Annotated in this window: 12 protein-coding genes; 4 read left to right on the top strand and 8 right to left on the bottom strand. The window is 63.4% G+C overall.

Features of this window, described 5'->3' with window-relative positions:
* Nucleotides 1-184 precede the first annotated feature (184 nt).
* Complete coding sequence (locus tag HDE77_RS19725; protein WP_184419631.1) at nt 185-895, top strand: glutathione S-transferase; 711 nt, start codon at nt 185-187, stop codon at nt 893-895.
* Between the two features lie 10 nt (nt 896-905).
* Here HDE77_RS19725 and HDE77_RS19720 read toward each other — a convergent pair whose 3' ends face one another.
* Both HDE77_RS19720 and HDE77_RS19715 read right to left on the bottom strand, forming a co-directional pair.
* Entirely contained in the window at nt 906-1,337 is a 432-nt protein-coding gene (locus tag HDE77_RS19720; RefSeq protein WP_184419630.1) for an EamA family transporter, read from the bottom strand.
* 95 nt (nt 1,338-1,432) lie between these two features.
* Nucleotides 1,433-1,930 carry a DUF2782 domain-containing protein gene (locus HDE77_RS19715; protein ID WP_184419629.1) on the bottom strand — a complete coding sequence of 166 codons (498 nt, stop codon included), beginning with the start codon at nt 1,928-1,930 and terminating at the stop codon, nt 1,433-1,435.
* Between the two features lie 108 nt (nt 1,931-2,038).
* Here HDE77_RS19715 and polA point away from each other — a divergent pair, with 108 nt between their 5' ends.
* The 3 genes from polA to HDE77_RS19700 all read left to right on the top strand — a co-directional run bounded on the left by polA (nt 2,039) and on the right by HDE77_RS19700 (nt 7,750).
* Complete coding sequence (polA, locus tag HDE77_RS19710; protein WP_184419628.1) at nt 2,039-4,822, top strand: DNA polymerase I; 2,784 nt, start codon at nt 2,039-2,041, stop codon at nt 4,820-4,822.
* Between the two features lie 342 nt (nt 4,823-5,164).
* Nucleotides 5,165-5,383: a hypothetical protein gene (locus HDE77_RS19705; protein ID WP_184419627.1), complete on the top strand. Its 219-nt coding sequence runs from the start codon at nt 5,165-5,167 to the stop codon at nt 5,381-5,383.
* A gap of 81 nt (nt 5,384-5,464) precedes the next feature.
* The gene (locus HDE77_RS19700) at nt 5,465-7,750 is read left to right on the top strand and encodes a 3'-5' exonuclease (RefSeq protein ID WP_184419626.1); all 2,286 of its coding nucleotides are present in this window, start codon (nt 5,465-5,467) and stop codon (nt 7,748-7,750) included.
* Nucleotides 7,751-7,777: 27 nt separating this feature from the next.
* Here the strand turns inward: HDE77_RS19700 and HDE77_RS19695 are convergent, their stop codons facing one another.
* The 6 genes from HDE77_RS19695 to HDE77_RS19670 all read right to left on the bottom strand — a co-directional run bounded on the left by HDE77_RS19695 (nt 7,778) and on the right by HDE77_RS19670 (nt 17,180).
* Entirely contained in the window at nt 7,778-10,858 is a 3,081-nt protein-coding gene (locus HDE77_RS19695; protein ID WP_184419625.1) for an error-prone DNA polymerase, read from the bottom strand.
* Entirely contained in the window at nt 10,855-12,267 is a 1,413-nt protein-coding gene (locus tag HDE77_RS19690) for a DNA polymerase Y family protein (protein WP_184419624.1), read from the bottom strand. Before HDE77_RS19690 ends, HDE77_RS19695 begins: the two co-directional genes overlap by 4 nt.
* 12 nt (nt 12,268-12,279) lie before the next feature.
* Nucleotides 12,280-12,903, bottom strand: a complete 624-nt coding sequence (gene imuA, locus HDE77_RS19685; protein ID WP_184419623.1) for a translesion DNA synthesis-associated protein ImuA — start codon at nt 12,901-12,903, stop codon at nt 12,280-12,282.
* Nucleotides 12,904-12,909: 6 nt separating this feature from the next.
* Nucleotides 12,910-13,479, bottom strand: coding sequence for a translesion error-prone DNA polymerase V autoproteolytic subunit (gene umuD / locus HDE77_RS19680; protein WP_221444383.1), 570 nt, complete (start codon nt 13,477-13,479; stop codon nt 12,910-12,912).
* A 143-nt stretch (nt 13,480-13,622) separates the two neighbouring features.
* Nucleotides 13,623-15,773 (bottom strand): beta-agarase, encoded by a 2,151-nt coding sequence (locus tag HDE77_RS19675; protein ID WP_184419622.1) that lies wholly within the window; start codon nt 15,771-15,773, stop codon nt 13,623-13,625.
* Nucleotides 15,774-15,857: 84 nt separating this feature from the next.
* Nucleotides 15,858-17,180, bottom strand: coding sequence for an amino acid permease (locus tag HDE77_RS19670; RefSeq protein WP_184419621.1), 1,323 nt, complete (start codon nt 17,178-17,180; stop codon nt 15,858-15,860).
* Nucleotides 17,181-17,323: the final 143 nt, after the last annotated feature.

The following is a 17,323-nucleotide window of genomic DNA, read 5'->3' as shown; positions in this document are numbered from 1 at the left end:
CTCCCACGGTCTGTGCCTACGGCCAGATGCGGCTAAGGTCCCTCCACCCCGGCAAGCCCTTTCTGACTCGCCGCCGTCAAACATACAAGCGACTTACGTAGCGATGCTCCTCAACGCCAGCGCCCCGCTCACGCATCCTTGAACCCCGCGCACTTAGCCTCGATGACATCCATCGGAGAACATCATGCGTTACCAGCTGTACTACTGGTCCGGCATCCAGGGCCGCGGTGAGTTCGTGCGGCTGGCTCTGGAAGACGCCGGGGCGGATTACCTGGATGTCGCGCGGGAGCGCGGGGACGACGCCATCATGCCGTTCCTGCAAGGCGAACAGGGAGGTGCGCTGCCTTTCGCGCCGCCCTTTCTGAAGGCCGGCCGCACGGTGATCGCGCAGACTCCGGCGATCCTGCTATATCTGGCTCCGCGACTGAAACTGGTGCCCGCAGGGACCCCCATCCAACTCCATGCGCATCAGCTGCAGCTGACCATCGCCGACCTGGTTGCCGAGGTACACGACACTCATCACCCGATTTCCAGCGCCCTGTATTACGAGGATCAGCGTGTCGCCGCGAAACGGCGCGCGGAGGACTTCCGCCAGCATCGACTGCCCAAGTATCTCGGCTATTTCGAGGATGTACTGGTGCGCAGCGGTGGCATGCACACGTTGTCCCGGCACTCCTACGTCGACCTTTCGCTGTTCCAGATCATGAGTGGACTCGACTACGCGTTTCCGCACGCCATGCGCCGGCTGCGTCGCAAGCTGCCGCAGCTGTGCGCACTCGCCGGGAAAGTTGCCGAACGACCACGGATCGCCACTTACCTGGCCTCGCCAAGGCGGCTGGCCTTCAACGAGGACGGCATCTTCCGCCACTATCCCGAACTAGATGCCACACGCTGAACGCGGCGACTTAGAACAGCGCAATCACCATCGCACCCGCAACGATCAGGCCGCCGCCGATCAGCAACGGCAGGCTTGGCTTTTCACCCAGGAAAATCAGTGCCAGCACGATCGCGATAGCCACGCTGAGCTTGTCGATCGGCGCCACCTTGCTCACCGGACCCAGTTGCAGCGCGCGGTAGTAGCACAGCCAAGACAGTCCGGTAGCGATGCCCGACAACACCAGGAACAGCCAGCTTTGCCACGGCAAGCCCGAGGGCCTCACCCATTCCTGGCGCAGGCTGAGGATGCCGGCGGTAACCACCAGAATCACGATCGTGCGAATAAACGTGGCGAGGTTGGAATTGATGCCGACCACGCCGAGCTTGCCGAACAGCGCCGTCAACGCTGCAAACAGTGCCGAGCCCAGCGCAAACAGCAGCCAATTTTCACGCACTTGCATGGCTCAGCCCCTTCAACATCGCCGCATTCGGCATCGGCTACGGTATTGGCCCCAGGTCAAGATGCGTGCCCGAAGACGACATCAAGCGAACGGGTTCAGTGACCGCTTTCGCTCTGCGTCTCCTCGGTCGAATCCGCTTCAGCGGGCTTGCTCTTGCCCCATTCCAGCACCTTGTACATCACCGGCTGGACGGGGGCTTCACCGGACACCAGGCGCCTGGTGCCATCCGGGTCGACCATGTAGGTCTGCGGGATGCCTTTCTTTGGCGTCACCACCACCATGTAGAGCATGCCGCTACGACGATATTCCTGGACCTGGTCACCGTCTTCTTCGCGCACGCTGACCTGCGGCGGCAGCGACATTTGCTTGCTGTTGCCTACACCGCCGGCATCCTGCAAGGAAGGCAGATTCTGCTGATTTCCGGTGTTATGAGTGGTTGCCGGGGCGGTCTTGGCTGGCGGCGCCACTGGCTGCACCCCGGGATCGTTGATGCCGGGCGGCGGTAGTGCGTTGTTCGAGGGCGCCGATGACTGGGCAAAAGCGCTGGAGGCGATAAGAAGGCTGGCAGCGGCCAGCAGGGCAGCGGTTTTCATGGCGGCAACCTCGATCGGGAGACAAAGCATAGCAGGGGCATTCACGAGCCTTCCGTGAAGTGCGGCGCGTCAGGCTCGACGATACGCGCCTGCATGCGAGAATGGTGCATGGCCAAACTTGTTCTCATCGACGGTTCCTCTTACCTGTATCGGGCGTTTCATGCGCTGCCGCCGCTGACCAACGCCCACGGCGAGCCTACCGGCGCGCTGTTCGGCGTGGTCAACATGCTGCGCTCCACGCTGAAATCCAGGCCGGACTATCTGGCGTTCGTCGCCGACGCCCCCGGCGGAACGTTCCGCGATGCCCTGTATGACCAGTACAAGGCGAACCGGCCACCGATGCCGGACGATCTACGCACGCAGGTCCAGCCGATGCTGGCGATTGTCGGCGCACTCGGTTTTCCCATCCTGTGCGTTCCCGGGGTCGAAGCCGACGACGTGATCGGCACGCTGGCCATGCAGGCGCAGGCACTCGGCATCGAGGTGCTGATCTCCACTGGTGACAAGGATCTGGCACAGCTGGTGAGCCCGCAGATCACGTTGATCAACACCATGAGCAACACGATCATGGACAGCGCCGGGGTGCTGGAAAAATTCGGCGTGCGGCCGGATCAGATCATCGATTTCCTCGCGCTCACCGGCGACACCGTCGACAACGTGCCGGGCGTGCCCAAGTGCGGCCCGAAAACCGCCGCCAAGTGGCTGGGCGAATACGCCACGCTTGATGGCGTGATCACGAACGCCGACAAGATCGGTGGCAAGATCGGTGAGAGCCTGCGCGCCGCGTTGCCGCAACTGCCGCTGTCACGCGAGCTGGTGACGATCAAGACCGATGTGCCGCTGGAATTCGCTCCCACCGACCTGGCTCAGCGCGAGGCCGATACGGCGCAGTTGCGCGAGCTGTATACCCGATACGATTTCAAGGCGGCGCTGAAGGAGCTGGATGCGAACTCTGCTGCGCCCGAAAGGCCCGAGACGAGCGACAGCTCGAGTGGGAGCGACTTCAGGCGCGATGCTCTCAGCTCGGCCAGCAGCAAGAGCATCGCGACTGAAGTCGCTCCCACAGGGTCATCGAGTCTCGCTGCACCAGGCAGCTACGAACTGGTCACCACCCAGCCGCAGCTCGATGCCTGGCTGGAAAAACTCCGCGGCGCCGAACTCATCGCCTTCGACACCGAGACCACCAGCATCGACGCGATGCGCGCGGAGATCGTCGGCGTCAGCCTCTCGGTGGAATTGGGGCACGCTTGCTACATACCTCTGGGTCACGATTACCCCGGCGTACCGCAGCAACTCGACCGCGACAGCGTGCTGGCCGCACTGAAACCCGTGTTCGAGGACGCCACCAAACCGAAGCTCGGCCAACACGCGAAGTACGACATCAACGTGCTGAGTCATTACGGCATTGCCGTGCAGGGGCTGAAGCACGATTCGATGCTCGAATCCTACATATGGAACGCGACCGCGACGCGACACGACATGGATTCGCTGGCGCGGTTGTATCTCGGCTACGAGACGATCAAATACGAACAGGTCGCCGGAAAGGGCGCCCGGCAGATCTCGTTCTCGCAGGTCGATCTGGACACGGCTTGTCGCTACGCCGCCGAGGACGCCGACATCACGCTGCGCCTGCACCATGCGCTGTGGCCAAAGCTTGAAGGCGTGCCGACCTTGCGCAGGGTCTACGAAGAGATCGAGATTCCGCTGGTACCGGTGCTGGCCGCGATGGAGCGCCGCGGCGTGCTGATCGATGGCGATGAACTGCGCAGGCAGAGCCAGCAACTCGGCAAGCGGATGCTGGAGCTGCAGCAGCAGAGCTATGGTCTGGCCGGGCATGAATTCAATCTGGATTCGCCCAAGCAGCTGCAGGCGGTCCTGTTCGATGAGCTCGGACTGCAGGCGAAACTGAAAACCCCAACCGGTCAACCGTCCACCAACGAGGAAGCGCTGGAGGCGATTGCCGATACACACGAATTGCCGCGGCTGATCCTCGACTACCGTGGCCTCGCGAAACTGCGCTCTACCTATACCGACAAGTTGTCCGGCATCGTCAATCCGCGCACCGGGCGAGTGCACACCAGCTATCACCAGGGCGCGGTGGCGACCGGACGGATCTCCTCGTCCGATCCGAACCTGCAAAACATCCCGGTACGCACCGAGGAAGGCCGGCGCATCCGCCAGGCATTCATCGCTCCGCCGGGCTGGAAGGTAATGGCAGCCGACTATTCGCAGATCGAGCTGCGCATCATGGCGCACTTGTCCGGCGACGAAGGCCTGTTGCGCGCGTTTCACGAAGGCGGTGACGTGCACCGCGCTACCGCCGCTGAAGTGTTCGGCGTGGCGCCAGCGGAAATCAGCACCAATCAGCGCCGCGCGGCCAAGGCGATCAACTTCGGGCTGATGTACGGCATGAGCGCATTCGGACTGGCACGTCAGCTCGGCGTCGATCGTGGCGAGGCCAGCGACTACATGGCACGCTATTTTTCGCGCTATCCCGGCGTACGCGCATATATGGATGCCACTCGCGAGCAGGCGCATCGCGAGGGCTACGTCGAGACCTTGTTTGGACGGCGGCTGTATCTGGAAAACCTTACCTCGCGCAATCAGGGGTTGCGCCAGGGCGCCGAACGCGCCGCCGTGAATGCACCGATGCAGGGAAGCGCCGCCGATATCATCAAGCGCGCGATGATCGCGATGGCCACATGGATCACCGATCGCGACGACGTCCACATGTTGATGCAGGTGCACGATGAACTGGTGTTCGAGGTTCGCGCGGATGCGGTCGACACCGTGCGCGCCGCCGTGATCGAACGCATGTCCGGTGCCGCGGAACTGGCGGTGCCGTTGCTGGTCGATGTGGGGGTCGGCACCAACTGGGATGAGGCGCACTGAGGCCTGAATTCGCGGGTATGAGCGACCACGTCCGCATGTACAACAACGGCTTGCGCGTTAACGTTTCATCAAATGAACCGTCCATAACTATTCTCAGCAAATCTGCAACTATCCCGGCGAACTGCGTTCAAAGTCTTCGGATGCACGCAACGGCGTCCACGGCAGGCTCACCTCCCTGAGCCGCCTCCGGATGCAAACCTCTCCCCTGGGTTTTGTGTCCCCGGCCCCGAAGGTTCCCCCTAACCTTCGGGGCCAACTTTTGTCTGCACTCCGGCCATGCCTGTACTTTTTCTGCACACCCGTACCCGGCATACTCAAGCCTGTCCAACAAGGGGAGCTTCCATGCGCGCAGGACTGATCATCATCGGCATCATCTTGCTGGTCGCCGGCATCTGGGTCATCGCGGGCCACGCCAGCTACACGTCGACAGACACCGTTTTGCAGCTCGGCTCGGCCAAGCTCACTGCCACTCACGACAAAGGCGTACCGCAATGGGTCGGCATTGCCGGCATCGTGGTGGGTGGCTTGCTGGCGGTGGGTGGCTTCTTGAAAAAGGGCTGAGCGAATCGTTGCATCCGGAAAAGCCGCCGCTGAGTGCCCTCAGCGGCGGTTTTCGTTTTACAGCCCGTTACAATGGACAGGATGGATGTCTCATACCTGATCGACCCGCTCAACGACGCACAGCGCGAAGCCGTCTGCGCCCCGCCCGGCCACTACCTGGTGCTGGCCGGCGCCGGCTCCGGCAAGACTCGCGTACTCACCCACCGGATCGGCTGGCTGACCCAGGCTGAGCGGGTGCCGCCGTGGGCCATTCTCGCCGTCACGTTCACCAACAAGGCTGCCGGCGAAATGCGTGCGCGACTGGACGCGCTGATCCCCGGCAGTACCCAAGGTCTCACCGTCGGCACGTTCCACGGCATCGCGCATCGGCTGTTGCGGCGACACTGGCGCGAGGCAGGCCTGCCCGAGACTTTTCAGATCCTCGATGCTGACGATCAGCTACGGCTGGTCAAGCGCGTGGTCGCCGGGCTCGGGCTGGACGAGGCGAAATTTCCACCACGTCAGGCCAGTTGGCAGATCAACAGCTGGAAAGACGAAGGCCGACGCCCCGAGAGCATCGAGCACGGCAACCATCCGGTGACTCGCACTTTCGTGCAGATTTATCAGGCCTACGAGGACGCCTGCCGCCGCGCCGGCCTGGTCGATTTCGCGGAACTGCTGCTTCGTGCGCACGAACTTTGGCTGAAGAACCCAGCCGTGCTGGAGCACTACCAGCAGCGCTGGCGCTATCTGCTGATCGACGAATTTCAGGACACCAACACGCTGCAGTACGCGTGGATTCGCGTGCTGGCCGGAAGCACCGGCCAAGTCTTCGTGGTCGGCGATGACGACCAGGCGATCTACGGCTGGCGCGGCGCCAAAGTGGAGAACGTGCAGCAGTTCCTGCGCGACTTCCCCGGCGCGAAGACGATCAAGCTGGAACAGAATTACCGTTCCACCTCGAACATTCTGAAAGCCGCCAACAGCGTGATCGCACGCAACGGCAGCCGCCTCGGCAAGCAATTGTGGACGGCCGGCGACGATGGCGAACGCATCGCGCTCTACGCCGCCTACAACGAGCAGGACGAAGCGCGCTTCGTGATCGAGCGCATCCGCGAATACATCGCCGAGCATGGCAATGCGAAGGACTGCGCGATCCTGTATCGCTCCAATGCGCAGTCGCGCAACTTCGAGGAGCAGCTGATCCAGCGCGACATCAAATATCGCGTCTACGGCGGCCAGCGCTTCTTCGATCGCGCCGAAGTCAAGGACGCACTGGCGTATCTACGACTCACGGCGAACCGTCACGACGACGCCGCGTTCGAGCGCGCGGTGAACACGCCGCCGCGGGGCATTGGCGACCGCACGCTGGACGCGCTGCGCCGTCGCGCTCGCGGCGACAACACTTCGATGTGGGAAACCGCACTTACCGAACTGGCCAGCGGCAATGAACTGGCCGGTCGCGCGAAGAATGCGGTGAAGGCGTTTCTTGCGCTGATCGACGAGATGGCGCGAACGTTCAAGCCGCTCTCCTCCGCGGGGAGTGATTTGGGTAAGGGTACGGATTTGTCGAACCCTCTAGCTCCGGCCGAACCCTCACCCCCTCTCCCGTTGGGAGAGGGGAGCCCATCGGATCTCAGCCTCGCCGAACAGATCGATCATGCCATCACCCACACCGGCCTGCGCGATTTCTACGAGAAGGACAGTCGCGGTAACGCCGAGACGCGGGTGGAAAATCTGGATGAGCTGGTCAACGTGGCGAGCCGTTTCGAGCCCACCCAGGAAGATATCGAGGCTGGTCTCAGCGAGTTGTCCGCGTTTCTTTCGCACGCGACGCTGGAGGCCGGTGAGAACCAGGGCGAGACATGGGATGACTGCGTGCAGTTGATGACACTGCATTCGGCGAAGGGGCTGGAATTTCCTGTGGTGTTCCTGGTCGGCATGGAAGAGGGCCTATTCCCCAGCCAGCGCTCGGTCGATGACGAAGGAAGACTGGAGGAAGAACGCCGGCTCGCTTACGTCGGCATCACCCGCGCGCGCGAAAAGCTGTTCGTCACCCACGCCGAATCGCGCCGCATGCATGGCACCGAAATGCTGGCGCGTCCGTCGCGCTTCCTCGGTGAAATGCCCGCCGAACTGATCGACGAAGTACGTCCGCGTGTACAGGTCACACGCCCACTCTATGCGGGGCGGCAGGCCGCAAGCTCGCCGTCACTCGACGAGCAACCGTCCGTGAAACTCGGCCAGCGCGTCAGCCACCCCAGCTTCGGTGATGGCGTGGTGATCAGCGCCGAAGGCAGTGGCGCGCACACGCGGCTACAGGTGAACTTCGAAGCTGCCGGCAGCAAGTGGCTGGTGGCGGCTTACGCGAATCTCACGGCGCTGTAGTTTCGCTTGCATGCGGCGCACGTGGCCTCAATGAAAATCACGCGACCGGCTATCGAGTGATCCCAGCAGCTCACTCATGTCGATGAGGTGATGGGCGATCAGGTGGCTGACCCCATCGACGTGCTCCCAGCGTCCATCGACACCGAGCAGGCGCGCCTCCAGGAACACGCGTCGCTGACGCTCGGCGACCTGTCGCCATACGATCACGTTGATCGGTCCGTGCTCGTCTTCGAGCGTGATGAAGGTGACGCCGCTTGCGGTCTGTGGTCGCTGGCGTTGCGTCACCAGGCCGGCAGTGCGCACATGGCTGGCATGGGGCTGAGCACGCAGCGCACGCGAGTCCGTACACCTCGACGCACGTAGGCGCGCGCGTATCTGCTGGAGCGGATGCGGCCCCAGGGTCAGGCCAACACGTGCGTAGTCGGCCAGTGTGTCTTCGGCCTGCGATGGCGTCGGCAAGTCGATGGCTTCCTCGTGGGGACTGGCGTGCCCAAACAACGGCAGCTGCGGCTCGATGCCGGCGACAGCCCAATGCGCCTGATGACGATGACCGGTGAGACCGTGCAGCGCACCTGCCTCAGCGAGCGCGTCCTGATGACGCTTGTCCAGACCTACTCGCGCGCACAGATCGGCGATGCTTTCAAAGGCCGCACATGCGCGCTCTGCGGATAGACGGTGTGCCACGTCTTCCCTGAAGCCCCGCACCTGACGCAGCCCCAACCGGATCGCCGGCGAATCGGTCGGCGAGGTTGCATCGGCTTCGAGCGTGCAGTCCCAGTCGCTATGCTGCACATCGACCGGACGCACGGTGATGCGATGACGCTGCGCATCCTGCACGATCTGACTGGCGCCGTAGAAACCCATCGGCTGCGCGTTCAACAGCGCACAGGTGAAGGCTGCTGGCTCATGGCATTTCAGCCAGCAACTCGCGTAGACGATGCCTGCGAAACTTGCCGCGTGACTCTCGGGAAATCCGTAGGAACCAAAGCCCTTGATCTGCTCGAACAGCCGCGCAGCAAACTCGGCGGTGTAACCGCGTTCGCACATGCCTTGCATGATGCGCTCGCGATGTTTCTCCATGCCGCCGTGACGTTTCCATGCCGCCATCGCGCGACGCAACTGATCCGCCTCGCCCGGCGTATAGCCCGCCGCCACGATCGCCAGCTTCATCACTTGCTCCTGGAACAGCGGCACACCCAGCGTGCGTTCGAACACGGCCTTGAGATCTTCCGATGGGTAGTCGACGGCTTCTTCGCCGCGCCGTCGACGCAGGTACGGATGCACCATGTCACCCTGGATGGGGCCGGGCCGCACGATCGCTACCTGGATCACCAGGTCATAGAAGTTCGCGGGCCGGTGACGCGGCAGCATCGCCATCTGGGCTCGGCTCTCGATCTGGAACACGCCGATCGTGTCGGCGTTCTGGATCATCGCGTAGGTGGCCGGATCCTCCGGCGGAATCGTCGCCATGGTGAAATCCTGATCCCGATGCTGTCGCAACAGGTCGAGGCATTTGCGCACGCAGGTCAGCATGCCCAGCGCCAGACAGTCGACCTTGAGCAGTCCGAGCGTATCGAGATCATCTTTGTCCCACTGGATGATCGTGCGATTGGGCATCGCCGCATTTTCGACCGGCACCAGGTGCGACAACGGCTGATCGGAGATCACAAAACCGCCGACGTGCTGGGACAGGTGACGCGGAAAATCCAGCAGTTCGGCGGTCAGTTTGAGCACACGCTGCAGCACCGGACTGGTTGGGTCGAAACCGTGCTCGCGCAAGTGCTCGCCCAACTCATCCTCACCGTCCCACCAGGCGAACACCTTCGACAACAGGTCCACTTGATCCGTCGGCAAGCCCAGGGAGCGGGCGACATCACGCACCGCGCTTTTACCGCGATAGCTGATCACGGTGGCAGCCAGCGCCGCACGATCGCGGCCGTACTTGGCGTAGATGTACTGGATGACTTCCTCACGTCGCTCGTGCTCGAAATCGATATCGATGTCCGGTGGCTCGTTACGCTCCCTGCTGATGAAACGCTCGACGAGTAGATTGATCCGGGCCGGATCGACCTCGGTCACGCCGAGTGCGTAGCAGACCGCCGAATTGGCCGCCGAGCCGCGTCCCTGACAAAGGATCTTTCGGCTGCGGGCAAAGTTCACGATGTCCTGCACGGTGAGGAAATAGGATTCGTAGTCGAGCTCGGTGATGAGCGCCAGCTCATACTCGATTTGCGCACGCACCTTATCGGGCACACCACCGGGCCAACGCCAGCGCACGCCCTCCTCCGTCAGCTGTCGCAACCAAACCGCGGGCGTATAACCGTCCGGCACCAACTCGGCTGGATAGCGGTAGCGAAGTTCAGTCAGGCTGAACTGACAGCGCTCCGCGATGCGTGCGCTTTCTTCCATCAGCGGCGATGGATAGATCGACGTCAGTGCATCGAGGGTACGCAGGTGGCGCTCGCCATTCTTGAACAGCACGGCGCCCGCTTCGGCGACGGTCTGGCGATGGCGGATCGCGGTCAGTACATCCTGCAGGGCGCGGCGGCGGCGCACGTGCATGTGCACATCACCGCTGGCGACCATCGGAATACCGAGTCTTTCTGCTGTCGCCTCGAGCGTCTGCAATCGACGTGCATCGTCCGGGCCGCAATGCAGCTCGACGGCCATCCACAGGCGATCGGTGAAGATCGTGCGCAGCCATGTACCGTGCTCGTGATCCGGGACGGCGCCGGGGATCCACAGCGCAAGCGTGCCAGGAAGACCGCCCGCGAGATCATCGCGCACGAGGCGATAAGTGCCCTTGACGGCTGCACGTCGGCCGCGGGTAATCAGCGCGCACATCGCGGTATAGCCATCCATCGTCTCGCACAGCAGCACCAGCTTCGGTCCATCGTCCAGCTGGAACTCGGCACCGACGATCAACCTCAACCCAGTATCGCGTGCCGCTTCGTGGGCACGCACGATGCCGGCCAGCGAGCACTCGTCGGTGATCGCCAGCGCGGTGTAACCACAGGCCTTGGCCCGGTCGAAAAGTTCGCGCGCGCTGGAGGCTCCCCGCTGGAACGAGAAGTTCGACAGGCAATGCAGCTCGGCGTAGCCGCTCATGCGAACCACCCATGCAGCATCCAGCGACCGGGCTCACCCGGTGGGCAGAACACCCACGCGCATTGCCCCTGGCTCGTACGCACCACGTAGTAGTCACGGCGCATATCCCCGCCATCCCACCAACCCGTCTCGATTCGTTCGGGGCCAGCCAGGATGGTGGGTGATGCGCCATGCAACGGAATCGGTCGGTCGAGCAGCCAGGTGGGACGCGGCAACGTTTCGGTCACTTCCGGCAGGCGCGTGTTGTCCGCTGTCGTCTGCGCATGCTCGGGACGCGGATCGATCGTGCGCCGCAGATGCTGGATCGCATGCTCACCGAGGCGTGCCCGCAACCGCTCACGCAACTGGTCAAGCGGCATCGCGTGCGCCGGTCGCGTGTCGAACAGATCACGGCCTGCCGGTACGAACGGTGGCAGCTCGCGGGCGAGCAGGCGCATCGCGACCACAGGTTGCGGCAGCTGCTGTCGCTCCAGGCGACCACGCGCGCATTCGAACAGCAACGCAGCCTCGCGTTCAGCGGCAAGCAGTCCAACGACCACACGTGTTGGCGCTGTGCCGCGATGCTCCAGTTCCAGCACGAAGCGCTGGACGCCACCATCGCGACCAGCCAGATACGCGGCCAGATCGCCGATCAACCGGCGCAGCGGAAACATCAGCGCCTCGACGTGTTCGATCTCGTGGGTCCACTCCATGCGCAGATCGAAAGTATCGGGCGGCCGATAAGCTTCCATCAGTTCCGGGCCTTCGCCAGTCAATCGATCAAGATAGGCAAGCAGCTCGGCACCGAAGCGACGCTGCAGACCATCGCGTGGCAAGCGCAGCAGCTGGCCCAGCGTACGAATGCCCATCGCCGCCAGCGATGTACCCGCGTCATCCGGCAGACGCGCATAACGCAATGCGATTGGGGCCAGCGCCCGCTGCAGGGCATCCGGCGCCATCACCGCCAGGCCGTCGTGGATACCGGCGAGAACATAGGCTGCCTGCGCCCCCGGTGCCAGCGCGATGCGATGACGAAAACCCAGCGCTGTCAGGTCCTCGCGCAGCTGCGCCTCGAAGCGTGGCCATGGGCCAAACAGGCCCAGGCTCTTGCTGACTTCCAGCACGATCGCGTGCGGAAACAGCACCACGTCGGAGCTGTAGCGATACGCCCATGCCGCCAGCAGGCGATGCCAGTGTTCGATGGCTGCCGGATCGTACTCGACCGTCTCAAACTGACTCAGCAAGGCCTGGGCTGCCGTCAGTCGTTGCCCGCGATACAAGCCCGCGGCGCGCGCCGGCGTGTTGACTGCAAATAGCGTACGCGCCTGTGCCGATCCGCTCACCAGCACCAGCGGTGCATCGGTCGACGGACGTCGCCGCAGGACGCCATCCAGCGCCAGATGAGGAAGCAATACACAAGCCCACAGCACGGCGTATCCCCCTCACGACCAGCTGGCAGGCAGCGGCACAGGGCGACTGGGTGCATTGCCACCACGACATTTGCGTACGCGCACCTGCAACGACGGCTGCGTTTCCAGTTCGAGTCGCAAGGCCGCGGGCGAGGCATGCGCTGCATGGCGTCGGTCGCGAAACACAAACGCGAGCGCCTTGCCGGTATCCGCTGCTACCTGCAGTCGACGCAGGGCACGATCATCGGCGTGCGTCGGCCATGCCAGCACCGCGGCACAACTACCCGAGCGCAGACATTGCTCCGCTGCCCACAGCGCATCGCGCGGATCGGCCCTGACAATATCCACATGTGACATCACCACACCACGCGCTTCCCAGCCCGGCGCATACGGCATATACGGTGGCGCGACGACCACGACGGTTCGGCCAGCTCGCGTGCACCGCGCCAGTGTGGGCAGTACCAGTTGCAGCTCGCCAACACCGTCAGCGGGAAGCAGGATCTCCGTCAACGACGCCTCGGGCCATCCGCCGCCTGGAAGCGCGGCATCGAGCGCTGACCAACCGGTCGTCTGATCGCCCGTCGGTGTGTGTGCCGCACGCCCGCGCCAGACCTGACGGCCTTCGAGCATGGATGCGAGTGCGACGACGTTGCCCATGACGGATCAGCGCAGATTGCGCAGGCAGCGGGTGACGACACCCCAGAGCTCCAGGGTCTCGCCTTCCTTGAAAACGATCGGTTTGAAGTGGGCGTTCTCCGGCAGCAAAGCGATATGGCCGTCTACTTTGCCAAGGCGCTTGATCGACAGATCGCCGTTGACGATCGCCACCACGATGTCGCCCTGCCGCGGACTGAGGGCGCGATCCACCAGCACTTCATCACGGTCGAAGATGCCCGCACCGATCATCGACCAGCCAGATACGCGGATGATGAAAGTATTTGGCTCGTGCCCCTTGATCACCAGATGCGTGTTGAGGTCGACGACCTCCTCGACCGAGTCGTCAGCAGGGCTGGGCAGACCGGCCGGCACCCGACTGGTGAACGCCGTCAGCGCCACGGTCGTGGGAGTCAACGAGAGCGGACGCGGCTCTTCAAGCGAAGCCGGTTGCCGGTAGGCATCCAGATACGCCAGTACAGCCGGCACCTGGCTTTCCGGCACACGCAGGCGCTGGGTGGGCTCCTGCGGAATGCGGCCGGCGCCGGGGCGCGGCCCACCACGGCCTGAGGGAGGCATGAGTGCTCACTTTGATTATCGGGACAACAATCAAAGTACCACCAACCACGTCTCAATGCCTGCGATACCGGTCATTCGGAACCCACGCGGCCGGACAATCCGCCGCCGTCAATTCGAATCCCGAAGCTGACCCAAAACCGCGGTCAGTGATTCACCGCACGGTTAGCCTTGCGCACGGCATCAACAAAGCCGGCAAACGGGATATCGGTGATACCGACCAGGCCGATGTGACTGTTCTCACCGTCGAGCAGACGGCCGGTCACTGGCTGATCCACGTACTGGAACCAGTGCGCGCCAACGATATCCGGATCGCTCGCCGCGGCGGCGATGAAGCGCGCATACGCCTCACCACGTTGCTGCTCGTTCCACACCGATACCACGCCCTTGCCGAACGGACCGCGGTCGTCGGAGCCGAAATGGAATTCGCTGATCAGGACCGGCTTGTCCAGTTGCTGCATCACCGCTGCATCGAACCCGTGTTGCGGCAGGTCGGCGTAGACATTGAAACTGACTACGTCGGCATACTGCGCGCAGGCCGCGACGGCCTCGGGCGTGTTCACCGCGAAGCGACCACCGAGAAACAGATGATGCGGATCGTGCCGACTGATCGCGTCGGCAACAACGCGGAAATAGGTGTCCGCATATTGCCGTAGCCATGCGCTGTAGTCATTGGCGATCGCCGGATGTGCCTCATCCGGATGCGGCGGAACGAAGCCCGGGGCCTGCAGCATGTCCCAGGAGGACAGCGGCAGATTCCACGCGTTGCCCAGCTTGATCGCATCAACGTATTTCTTCTTCAGCGTCGCGATGAACGCCTGCTTGGCCGGGCTTTTCGCATCACCGCTCAGGGTACCGATCGCCAGTCCCCAACGTCCTTGTGGACCGATACCAGCCCAGGCCAGTTCGTTATCGGCAAAATAACCGAGCAGGTACGGATCATCATGCACGTCGTTGCTCGTTTGCGTCACGGCTCGATCGGTCGCCTGCACGAAACGCGGATCGAACGGATCGGGCATGCGGCCCCAGTAGTCGTAACCGCTGGCGACATTCGCGTAATCGCCGGCGATATTGATCGAGCGTGTATATGGCAACCGATGCGCCTGGCCCAGCGCCGGATCGCTCCAGTTGCCGACCGTGTTGAAGCCCCACCCCTGCAAGCGGTCGATGGCGCGCGTGCGCCATGCCGCGAGCCAGTCTTTGCCAACGACGCGATAGAGATTGGCCGCGTAGAAATCGAACCAGCGCCCGTGGTCGTAGCCGATACCCTGGCTGGCGCCCTGCTCTGGACGGCGGCTGTCAGCGCTGCCGTAGAACGGCGTCCATTCGCCACTGGCCGGCGGCAGATCCTTGAACATGAACTCACGGCCTTCGACGTAGGTGCGCTCGCCATCGGCGGCCACGGCGTTCACGCCCAGCGAGAAGAACCCATGGCCGTCCGGTGTCACCAGCCACCAGCGGCCGGACGATTTCTGCGTGTGGAACCAGCCAGTCTTCTGCAAAGAGACGTCCAGACGTCCACCGTAAGCATCGGCGCCCTGTTGCTGCGAAGCATGCACGGCCAAGGCAGTGCGCTCCTGGGCATGCGCCGTGCGCAAGGCAGCATCGGAATCGATTTTCTCCGGCCAGTGGCCGCGCGTGAATTGCCCATAGCGATCGACGATACCGGCATACGCATCGTGCAACGTGGCTTCACCGGCTACACCTTCGATGCGTCCGAACAACAATGTCTGCGCCGCGCCAGGTGCCGGCATGCCAAGCCGGATCGCGCTGACCTGGTGCAGGTCGAGCACGCCCTGCACCGTGGTCGCCAGCAGCTTGAGCTGGCCCGGTGCGCCAACGCGACCATCAAATGGCATCGGCGGCCCCACCTGCATGCCCTCGCTGCGCGGTGATTCTGCGTGCAGCGGTATCACCAGCGTCTGCGCGGGTCCCGCCGGCAAGCCAACGGTGGCATGCAGATGGCCGCCGCGGGCGTCGTCAAGATCGACATTGAGCGTGACCGCCCAGCCCATCGCGTTCTGCACCTGCAGGTGCAATTCGCCTCGCGCGGACCAGTCCCACGTACCCTGCGCGGGCGTAACGATCAGTTGCGGCTGCGCAGCCGGCTGGAAGGTGTAGCGCCGCAGCGATCCGATGCCCTGCACCGACTCGCTTGCCGCAGCAGATTGCACGTGACTGGATTGAAGATGGATGGCCGTTGATGGATCGCCGAGATCCACTAGCGCTGCGGACGTATCCGCATGACATGCGGACAGGCCACACAGGCACAACAGAGCTGACACCACTCGATTCACGATGGCTACCTTCACGATGGCTGATCTCGCTGATACGTCGTGCAGTATGCGGGCCTCACGAGAAACTTCGCCAGCGCGCTACGTTCAGCTCCGCCGCAGTTTCCGCCAGCCGTAATACACCGGCACGCCCAGCGCGATGATCAGCAAACTCATGCCGGCATCCCGCGGCGTGTGGACAGCGGTCGCTACGATCACACTGAATACGGTGATCACAAACACCAGTGGAAGCAGCGGATAGAACGGTACCCGATACGGCGACGGCTGATCGATGAAGTGCCGGCGATACCAGAACAACGTGGCGATGCCGAACGCATGCGCCAGCCATTCGCCCACCGTGGTGTAGTCAAGCAGCTGGCCGAAGCTGCCCGACAACGTCAGCACGATTGCCCACAGGCCGAGTGCCGCCAATGCAATCTGCGGTGCGCGGGTGCGCGGCTCGATCCGGCCCGCCGCGCGGAAAAACATGCCGTCCGCACCCATCGTCTGCAGTACTCGCGCGCCACCGGCGATCGCGATATTGCAGTAGCCAAAAGTGGAACAGGCGATACCGACCGCCATCACCGTGGCGCCACGTTCGCCAAACACGTGGCGCAGCAGATCTGCTGCCGGTGCCTGGCTGGCGGCGAGACCGGCATGACCCAACCCGGTCAGATAAGCCAGGTTGACCAGTACATAGCAGAGCACCACGCCGCCCATGCCCATGCCTAGCGCACGCGGCAAGGTGCGTTGGGGATTGCGCACTTCGCCAGCCAGGTCGTTGAGATAGTGGAACCCGCCGTAGGCGAACAGCACGGGCAGCAACGCGCCGAGGAACGCCCATGACGACACCGGATGCGCAGTGTCCGGCGCCAATGCGATACCCAGGTGTCCACGCGCCAGTACCAGCCCGACCACCACCAGTAGCGCGATGGCCGCCAGCTTCAGCACGGTGAAGATGTTCTGCATCCACGCGCCGGCACGGATGCCGAACAGGTTGACGCTCACGATGAATGCGATCGCTCCGACGGCCACAGGCTTCACGTAGATCAACGGCAACCCGATCGCCGCGCAGAAGTAATCGGCAAACGTGGTCGCCACTGCGGCCACGCTGCCCGGATAGTTGATCAGCGCCATGGTCCAGCCGAACAGGAACGCCGGCAGCTGTCCGAACGCCTCGCGCAGATAGACGTAAGTACCACCCGCCTGCGGCCGGCGCGCGCCCAGTTCGGCGTAACACAGCACACCGGCCAGTGTGAGCAAACCACCGATCGCCCACAGGATCAGCACCTGCGTGCCGGATGATGTGCGCTCGGCGACGGTGGCTGGTGTGCGGAAAATGCCCGCCCCGATCACGCCACCGATCACGATCATCGTGGCGTCCCAGGTATTCAGGCGACGGGCATAAGCATTGGTGGGTTCGATCGACATGCCGGCTACCTTGCCATTGTGTGCACCGGTTCGCCTAGTCCCGTGTGACATGCATGCGCTGTGTCGGCGAGCGAGCCCCACTCCGCGCAACCGGAGCCATCCGGAGAATTGACAATCATCCACCACGCCCGGACACTGACGCC

The sequence above is a fragment of the Rhodanobacter sp. MP7CTX1 genome, from assembly GCF_014205795.1.
GTDB lineage: Bacteria > Pseudomonadota > Gammaproteobacteria > Xanthomonadales > Rhodanobacteraceae > Rhodanobacter.
The sequence above is the reverse complement of the archived record's forward strand: the minus strand, read 5'-3'. Positions and strand labels throughout refer to the sequence as shown.

What these genes read in the sequence shown, in the direction of transcription:
- HDE77_RS19715 (WP_184419629.1), bottom strand. Translation starts at nt 1,930, where the DNA reads ATGAAAACCGCTGCCCTGCTGGCCGCTGCCAGCCTTCTTATCGCCTCC.
- HDE77_RS19695 (WP_184419625.1), bottom strand. Translation starts at nt 10,858, where the DNA reads ATGAGCGGCTACGCCGAGCTGCATTGCCTGTCGAACTTCTCGTTCCAG.
- HDE77_RS19700 (WP_184419626.1), top strand. Translation starts at nt 5,465, where the DNA reads ATGGATGTCTCATACCTGATCGACCCGCTCAACGACGCACAGCGCGAA.
- HDE77_RS19725 (WP_184419631.1), top strand. Translation starts at nt 185, where the DNA reads ATGCGTTACCAGCTGTACTACTGGTCCGGCATCCAGGGCCGCGGTGAG.
- umuD (WP_221444383.1), bottom strand. Translation starts at nt 13,479, where the DNA reads ATGCCTCCCTCAGGCCGTGGTGGGCCGCGCCCCGGCGCCGGCCGCATT.
- HDE77_RS19670 (WP_184419621.1), bottom strand. Translation starts at nt 17,180, where the DNA reads ATGTCGATCGAACCCACCAATGCTTATGCCCGTCGCCTGAATACCTGG.
- imuA (WP_184419623.1), bottom strand. Translation starts at nt 12,903, where the DNA reads ATGGGCAACGTCGTCGCACTCGCATCCATGCTCGAAGGCCGTCAGGTC.
- HDE77_RS19720 (WP_184419630.1), bottom strand. Translation starts at nt 1,337, where the DNA reads ATGCAAGTGCGTGAAAATTGGCTGCTGTTTGCGCTGGGCTCGGCACTG.
- polA (WP_184419628.1), top strand. Translation starts at nt 2,039, where the DNA reads ATGGCCAAACTTGTTCTCATCGACGGTTCCTCTTACCTGTATCGGGCG.
- HDE77_RS19705 (WP_184419627.1), top strand. Translation starts at nt 5,165, where the DNA reads ATGCGCGCAGGACTGATCATCATCGGCATCATCTTGCTGGTCGCCGGC.